6 protein-coding genes and 1 tRNA gene are annotated in these 7,732 nt (G+C 67.1%); 4 read left to right on the top strand and 3 right to left on the bottom strand.

The genetic code is table 11. The features are described 5' to 3' along the window. Window positions 1-301: 301 nt before the first annotated feature. A complete protein-coding gene (locus tag KNW02_RS05875; RefSeq protein WP_431356742.1) occupies window positions 302-1,579 on the top strand; it encodes a fibronectin type III domain-containing protein in 1,278 nt (425 codons plus the stop codon). Between the two features lie 99 nt (window positions 1,580-1,678). On the opposite strand, the gene KNW02_RS05870 is transcribed toward KNW02_RS05875, so the two are convergent. Further along, a tRNA-Lys gene (locus tag KNW02_RS05870) sits at window positions 1,679-1,754 on the bottom strand. A gap of 96 nt (window positions 1,755-1,850) precedes the next feature. Here KNW02_RS05870 and dapF point away from each other — a divergent pair. The 3 genes from dapF to KNW02_RS05855 all read left to right on the top strand — a co-directional run bounded on the left by dapF (window position 1,851) and on the right by KNW02_RS05855 (window position 5,493). Next, window positions 1,851-2,681, top strand: a complete 831-nt coding sequence (gene dapF, locus KNW02_RS05865; protein ID WP_216032336.1) for a diaminopimelate epimerase — start codon at window positions 1,851-1,853, stop codon at window positions 2,679-2,681. Continuing rightward, complete coding sequence (gene mtaB, locus KNW02_RS05860; RefSeq protein ID WP_216032335.1) at window positions 2,678-3,931, top strand: tRNA (N(6)-L-threonylcarbamoyladenosine(37)-C(2))-methylthiotransferase MtaB; 1,254 nt, start codon at window positions 2,678-2,680, stop codon at window positions 3,929-3,931. Before dapF ends, mtaB begins: the two co-directional genes overlap by 4 nt. 224 nt (window positions 3,932-4,155) lie before the next feature. Continuing rightward, the gene (locus KNW02_RS05855) at window positions 4,156-5,493 is read left to right on the top strand and encodes a FliI/YscN family ATPase (RefSeq protein ID WP_216032334.1); all 1,338 of its coding nucleotides are present in this window, start codon (window positions 4,156-4,158) and stop codon (window positions 5,491-5,493) included. A 24-nt stretch (window positions 5,494-5,517) separates the two neighbouring features. Here KNW02_RS05855 and KNW02_RS05850 read toward each other — a convergent pair whose 3' ends face one another. Both KNW02_RS05850 and KNW02_RS05845 read right to left on the bottom strand, forming a co-directional pair. Continuing rightward, window positions 5,518-6,336 carry an extensin-like domain-containing protein gene (locus tag KNW02_RS05850; protein ID WP_216032333.1) on the bottom strand — a complete coding sequence of 273 codons (819 nt, stop codon included), beginning with the start codon at window positions 6,334-6,336 and terminating at the stop codon, window positions 5,518-5,520. Then, window positions 6,333-7,580, bottom strand: coding sequence for a L,D-transpeptidase family protein (locus KNW02_RS05845; protein WP_252733471.1), 1,248 nt, complete (start codon window positions 7,578-7,580; stop codon window positions 6,333-6,335). The genes KNW02_RS05850 and KNW02_RS05845 overlap by 4 nt, the downstream gene beginning before the upstream one ends. Window positions 7,581-7,732 lie beyond the last annotated feature (152 nt).

Here is a 7,732-nt window from a genome sequence, read left to right as displayed (position 1 = left end):
GCAGGTCCTCCGGGCGCTCAACGCCTTTCAGCAACTCGTCCAGAATTTCCTTGGAGATCGTCATACATGCTTCCTTTCGGTGAAGCATGGACCCGATCAATCATACACAAAAGATCGGACACTCCCGTATTTTGTCAACACCGGCACCGAGGTCTTTGCCGATCCCGCCAGCACGCAGGGGCAGGAGACGCTGCAATACCTGTACTGGTACGCGCTGACCGCGCAGGCCAGGGGCGCCCGGCTGTTCGGCATCTATCTGGGCTGGCCGCACAGCAGCATCACGTCTGCCGGCGATCTGGAAATGCTGCGCAAGGCCCAATACTGGCGCGAGTGGCTGGCCGCGCATGGCGTGACGACCCCGGTCTACCTGATCCCGACGCCGCAATTCGTCCGTCAGGCTGAGCCGGTGCAATTCGCCGCCGATGGCAACTACACGCGCCCGTCAGACGAAATCCACCTGCACGCGTGGCAGCAGATCGACGATGGCCTCGGCCATATGGTCAAGATGTTCCTGACCGGAGCAAAATCGCCTGACGATCCCGAGCGCGCGGCCGTGCTGCAAACCCACATCGACAACGCCTGGGCAATCCTGACCACCTACGGATGCACCGGCCTGGGCACGACCACTGTCACCGCATGGCCGGTGGCCTCGGACCCGCTGTCCAGCCCTCTTCCGCTGCCCGGCCCGCCCGCACAACCCGCCGCGCCAACATTCTCGGCGATCACCGATACCGGGGCCACCGTGTCGTGGGTCGCGCCTGCTGACGGCGGCTCTGCCATCACCAGCTATACGATGGAGTGGCGCCCTGTTGGCGGCAGCATCGCGACCGTGACCGACATCACGACGCTGTCCGAGCCGCTCACCGGGCTGACGGCGGAAACCGACTATGAGGCACGCATCACCGCGATCAACGCGCTCGGATCGTCCACCCCGAGCGCGTGGGGGGCGTTCGAGACGGCCGCCACGCCAAGCGGCCCGACTCCGTTGCTGGAACTGACGCCAACGACCTATACCGGCCCGACGCCGAGCAGCGGGGCTTGGCCGGCTGCGTCTGGCGGATATCGCACATTCACGCCCGGCGATCCGGCGCCAGTGGTTCTGCCTCTCGCGCTGAGTGGCAGCGTCTACGTTGTCATGGCTGTCCGAAAAACAAGCTTCTCTGGTGGCTCCATCCTGATCACATCGTTCAATGACGGAAATTATGGGGACTGGCCGCTGTATATGATTGCCGCGAACGGGAATTATGGTGATTACAGCACGGTTATTGGTTTGGCCGTAAGTGGAGAGACTACCGCCGGCCTTGGCCTCAATGGCACTTGGGCGGTGATCGAAGGTTTTGTTGATGGCGGCTCAATCGCCCGAATCTGCGCCAACGGCGGCACTGATCAGGCATCGGGGAGTGCCGGCGCCGGATCGTTGACCACGACGAATCTTTACGTCTGTCGCAACGAGAGCAGCACGGGCCAGGTCGTGGATATTGCCGCCCTGCGCGTCTACGACGATGTGCCCGCTGATCGAGCCGCGGAGCGCACTTGGGTGATGGGGCAGGCTCCCGAAAACGCCTTTCCGGACCCGTGATCGACAGCCGACGCGGCAGCGTCCGACACGGACGCTGCCGGATCGTCGGACGTGCGAAATAGCCCGCACCAGCTAAGCAACTGATTTATCTAATAAAAGTGGTGAGCCCGACAGGATTCGAACCTGTGACCCACTGATTAAAAGTCAGTTGCTCTACCAACTGAGCTACGGGCCCAACACGGGGCGGTTACTAGGGAGATGGGCCGGGAGGGTCAAGCGGAAATGTCGTCCCTACTGGCGAAAATTTTGCGCCGCGGCTATATGCCCTGCCATGAGCAATTTTCCAGATACCGGCCTGCCCTTCATGAAGATGCACGGGCTGGGCAATGACTTCGTGGTGATCGATTTGCGCGCCGGCGGACACGCTCCGGCGGCGGAGGTGATTGCGCGCATCGCGGACCGTCACCGCGGCGTGGGCTTCGATCAGCTGGCGACCATCGCCGGGGATGATCGGGCCGATCTGCGGCTGCGGTTCTGGAATGCGGATGGCTCGGCCAGTTCGGCCTGCGGCAATGCCACGCGCTGCATCGCGCGCTTTGTGATGGACGAGACAGGAACGTCCCGGTTGAGCCTGCGCACCGATCATGCGGTGCTTTGGGCCGAGGATGCCGGCAACGGATTGACGCGGGTGAACATGGGGCAGCCGGTCCTGGACTGGCAGGCGATCCCGCTGGCGCGCGAGGTCGATATCGACCATCTGCCGATCGCCGGCGATCCGGTCGCCACCGGCATGGGCAACCCGCATCTGACCTTCTTCGTCGCGGATGCGGCGGCGGTCGATCTGGACCGGTTCGGCTCCGAGCACGAACACCATCCGCTTTACCCCCAGCGCACCAATGTCGAAATCGTGCAGGTCATCTCGTCCGACGAAGTCCTCCTCAGGATATGGGAGCGCGGCACCGGGCCGACGCTGGCCTCGGGGTCGTGCTCCTGCGCGGCGGCGGTGGCGGCGGCGCGGCGCGGCCTGACCGGGCGCCGCGTCAGGGTCAACGTGCCGGGCGGCGTGCTGCTGATCGACTGGCGCGAGGACGGCGTCTGGATGGAGGGGCCGACGGCGCATGTCTTTTCGGGCGTGCTGACGCCGGACTGGCTGGCGGGATGAGCGCGCCGGTCTTTTCCACGCTGGGCTGCCGGCTGAACGCCTATGAGACCGAAGCCATGCGCGAGATGGCCGAGGCCGCCGGGCTGTCGGGCGCGGTCGTGGTCAATACCTGCGCGGTGACCGCCGAGGCGGTGCGCAAGGCGCGGCAGGAGATCCGCCGGCTGGCGCGCGAGAATCCGGGCGCGCCGGTCATCGTCACCGGCTGTGCGGCGCAGACCGAGCCCGAGACCTTCGCCGCCATGCCCGAAGTGACCCGCGTGATCGGCAATCACGAGAAGATGCAGCCCGCGACCTGGGCCGGGCTGGGTGCCCCCGACCTGATCGGCGAGACCGAGAAGATCCAGGTCGACGACATCATGTCGGTGCGGGAAACGGCGGGCCACCTGATCGACGGGTTCGGTCGGCATCGCGCCTATGTTCAGGTCCAGAACGGCTGCGACCACCGCTGCACCTTCTGCATCATCCCCTATGGGCGTGGCAATTCGCGCAGCGTGCCCGCCGGCGTGGTGGTCGAACAGATCAAACGGCTGGTCGGGCGCGGCTTCAACGAGGTGGTGCTGACCGGCGTGGACCTGACCTCGTGGGGGGCGGATCTGCCGGGCCAGCCGCGACTGGGCGATCTGGTGATGCGCATCCTGCGGTTGGTGCCCGATCTGCCGCGGCTGCGGATCAGCAGCATCGATTCGATCGAGGCGGACGAGAACCTGATGCTGGCCATAGCGACCGAGAAACGGCTGATGCCGCATCTGCATCTGTCGCTGCAGGCAGGCGACGACATGATCCTGAAACGGATGAAGCGCCGGCATCTGCGCGATGACGCCATCCGTTTCTGCGACGAGGCCCGGCGCCTGCGGCCCGAGATCGTCTTTGGCGCCGATATCATCGCCGGTTTTCCGACCGAGACCGAGGCGATGTTCGAAAACTCGCTGCGGCTGGTCGAGGATTGCGGCCTGACTTTCCTGCATGTCTTTCCCTATTCGGCCCGCAAGGGCACGCCGGCGGCGCGGATGCCAGCCGTGAAGGGCGCGCTCATCCGCGAGCGGGCGGCACGTCTGCGCGCCGCCGGGGATAGGGCGTTGCGGCAGCATCTGGAGGCGCAGATCGGCCGCACCCATCGCGTGCTGACTGAAGGCCCGCGGCTTGGACGGACCGAGCAGTTTGCCGAGGTAGGCTTCGGATCGGATCAGGCCGAAGGAACACTGATCGACGTGACGATCGCCGGCCATGACGGCGCGCGGCTGGCGGCATAGCCGATCCGGCGGCGCGGGCCGAGTGCAGGCCCGCCGCGAAAGCGCCGATGGGTATCCGGGCCGGGGGCGCTTGACGTTTCCTTAAGGTTTGCGGTGCTAGGCTGACTGCCACGCAATGTGGCAACGGTCGGGTGCATATCTCTTGTCTGCAAGCTGGTTACTGGCCCGGAATATGACCTCAGGATCTCGCTCGATGTGCGGAACCTGCCGGGAAAGGCCGTGTCATGGACCGGCTTGAGTCGATCGCGCACCGGATCGAACGGATGCGCGTCGCACGCCATTTCGGCCGGGTCCGGTCGATCCGGGCGGGACTGATCAGCGTCGAGGGGTTGAACGGTCACGCCTCGGTCGGGGACAGGGTGTCGATATCCGGCAAGAAAGGCGACGTCACCGGAGAGATCGTCGGGCTGGCGCCCTTGTCGGCCGAGGTGCTGCCCGAGGGCAACCCCGAGGGGTTGTCGGTCGGGGCAGAGGCCGAACTGCTGTTCGCGCCGACCATCGCGCCCTGCGACGCATGGATCGGGCGGATCATCGACCCGCTGGGGCAGCCGCTGGATGGACGCCCGCTGCCGCACGGGATCGAGCTGCGGCCGTTCCGCTGCGAGGCTCCGGCGGCTGTCGGGCGCAAGCGTTTGGGAGGGCGACTGCCCACAGGTTTTGCCGTCTTCGACACGCTGCTGCCGGTTGTCGCGGGGCAGCGACTGGGTCTGTTCGCGGGCTCGGGCGTGGGCAAGTCGACGCTGCTTTCGGGGCTGGCCCGGGGGATCGAGGCCGATGTGGTCGTCATCGCCATGATCGGCGAGCGCGGGCGTGAATTGCGCGAATTCGTCGACAAGACGCTCGGCCCCGAGGGCATGGCCCGTTCGGTCATCGTCACCGCGACCTCGGATCGCTCGCCGTTGCTCCGGCGGCGCTGCGCCTGGGCGGCGATGGCCGTGGCCGAGCATTTCCGCGATCAGGGGCGGCATGTCCTGCTGCTGGCCGATTCGATCACCCGCTTTGCCGAGGCGCATCGCGAGATCGCCCTGGCCGCGGGCGAGCCGCCCAGCTATCGCGGCTTTCCGCCCTCGGTGTCGAACCTGATCATGGCGCTGGCCGAGCGCGCCGGGCCGGGCCCCGAAGGCGGCGGCGACATCACCGGCATCTTCAGCGTCCTGGTGGCGGGATCGGACATGGAGGAACCCGTGGCCGATATCCTGCGCGGCACGCTGGACGGCCATGTCGTGCTGGACCGCGCGATTGCCGAACGCGGCCGCTTTCCCGCCGTCGATGTGGTGCGTTCGGTCTCGCGTTCGTTGCCCGATGCGGCCTCGCCCGAGGAAAACGCGATGATCGGCAGGGCGCGGGCTGCACTCGGGGTCTATGCCGAATCGGAGCTGATGATCCGTGCGGGTCTTTATGCGCCGGGCTCGGATCCGCGTCTGGACGAGGCGGTGAAACTTTTTCCGCAACTGGATGCGTTCGCCACCCGCCGCAGCGACAGCATCGCGCAGAGCTTTGCTGCACTGGCCGAGGCCCTGCGCCCGCCCGCCCGTCCGCGCGCCGTGCCCGGCGCCGATTGACGGATATGGGCTGCGGCCCGACCGCTACTGGCACAACCGCCAGCCGCCGGGCCGCGCGGACAGATCCAGATGCAGATGGTTGTCATGGGCCTGGTCCGTGCCCGGCCCCAGGATGGTGGTGAAATACAGGCAGGCAGCCCCGCGGATCGCGCGCTGGAACGCCTCGGCGCGGTCGCCGCTGTCGGTGCGGGGCAGGATCGGCAGGGGTTCTGCCCCCTCCTCGAACAGGATGGCCGAGATGTCGATGGCATTGCCGAGGGCGTGTTCCGACAGCTTCTGCGCGTCCTGCCCGGCACCGATCCGGCCTCGGCAGGCATAGGTACTGCCCAGCCGCAGGCCGGTCACGCGGGGGGCGTCGGGCAGGGTGGCGGCTGCCGGGCGCAGGAAATCGCGGGCCCAGAAGCCAAGTGCCCGGGCGGTGTCGCAGCGCATGACCGCGCCGTTCTCCAGCGCCAGATCCGGCAGGATATGGCTGACCCGAACGGGACGCGCGATACCGCAATTCCGGTTCTTTCCGCCGTCGATCTGCGGCAGTTCCTCATAGACCGTTCCCAACAGGGACAGCGCCAGACGGCAGGCGGCATAATCCGCATCGGTTTCGCGCAGACCCCACCAATCCGGCGGCGCCGGCGGCCCGAAGACGGGGGCGGCGCCATTCGCCGAACGGACGGGCGCCGCGACTGGGGCGCGGGCTTCCGCGACGGGCGGTGCCGGTCGCTCGGGGGGGCGGACAGGCTCGACCTGATTGCCGGGCGGCGGGGCTTTCGGAGGCCGGTCCTGCGCAGCCACCATGCCGGCCCAGAGGGGCAGAAGCATGGCGGCGGCGAGGACCGGCCGGATCATTGCCCTTCGCCCTCCGGCGACGCGGCGAAATCGTCGGGCAGGATGTTCGACAGCGCGTCGCTCAGCGCATCGCCGGAAGGCGGTGCCAGCAGGTTGGTGGCCGCTTCCGGGCCCTCCTCAGGGGCCGCATGGGTGGCCGCATCGGTGGCGGGGGCGGACGTGGTGGTTTCCGGCTGCACGGCGGCTGCGGCTGTCGCCAGCGGCTCTGCCACCGGCGCGGCTGCGGGCGCACGCATGGCGTCGGCGATGGAGACGCCGGGTTCCAGGAACTCGACCGTGGTGACCCCGCCCCGGACAAGCCCGGCCAGTTCCTGCGCGTCCCAGTTCGTCAGACGGACGCAGCCATAGGACTGGTTGCTGAACAGTTGCGACGGGGTCGGGGTGCCGTGAATGCCGTAACTGGGCTTCGACAGGTCGATCCAGACCGTTCCCACCGGTCCGTTCGGCCCCGGCGGAACGATCAGCGGCCTGTCGTTCTGACCCTGCTGGAAATTGCGCTGCGGATTGTAGGTATAGTTCGGGTTCATCGCCACGGTGACGACCTTGTGTGTCCCCGTGGGCGAGGGCGTCGCCGATGACCCGATTGTCGCCGGGTAATCCACCACCATCCTGCCCTTGGCGTTGAAGGCCGCAACCCGCCGGGTCGCCTTGTCGATGATGATCCGTGTCACCTCGCCCCGGATCGGCGCGGTGGGGGCGGTGACGCTGATGGTGGCGCCGGGCTGCAGGGCGATGCCGGGGTTGAGGAAGGCGATGAACTTTTCGTCCATGTGAAAACGCTCGCCCAGCTTCTCGGCAAGGCTGGTATAGCCCATCGAACTCATCTTTGCCTTTTCGGCGTAATCGCCGGGGATCGATGCGACCAGGCCTTCGGTGTCCTCCCCGGTGATGGTATAGGCCATGGTCACCGACGGGCCTGCAAAGCTCTGCAGGAGGTTCCAGACATGCGGGTCCATCGCGCCGTCGATCGGCAGCCCCGAGCGTCGCTCGAAGGCCATGATGGCGCTTCGGCTCATCGCCCCCCGGAAACCGTCGATGACCCCCGGCGAACTGCCCGAGCGATCCAGCAGCACCTGCACCTTTGCGGTCAGCGCCGATCGTCCAGCGGGCAGATCGCCGCCGGCATAGTCCGCCGCGTCGATCTGGGTGGCCGTGAAGGGCGTATCGGTCTGCGCCGAGGCGGGCAGGACGGTCGCCAGCGACAGGCACAGCGCCAGCGGCAGGCAGAGGGGGCGGGGGGGCATTTGCGTCTCCGTGATGGGTCCGTGCAGCATCCGGCTTTTGCGCCGAATCCGCCAGATAGTCCGGAGGTCACAATCGGGTCAATTCGAACTTGAGCTTCATGATACTGCACAATAGCCTGCGGGTCGAAGTCGGGGGGAACATGATCAGCATC

The sequence above is a fragment of the Paracoccus marinaquae genome (assembly GCF_018860165.1).
GTDB lineage: Bacteria > Pseudomonadota > Alphaproteobacteria > Rhodobacterales > Rhodobacteraceae > Paracoccus > Paracoccus marinaquae.
The sequence above is the reverse complement of the archived record's forward strand: the minus strand, read 5'-3'. Positions and strand labels throughout refer to the sequence as shown.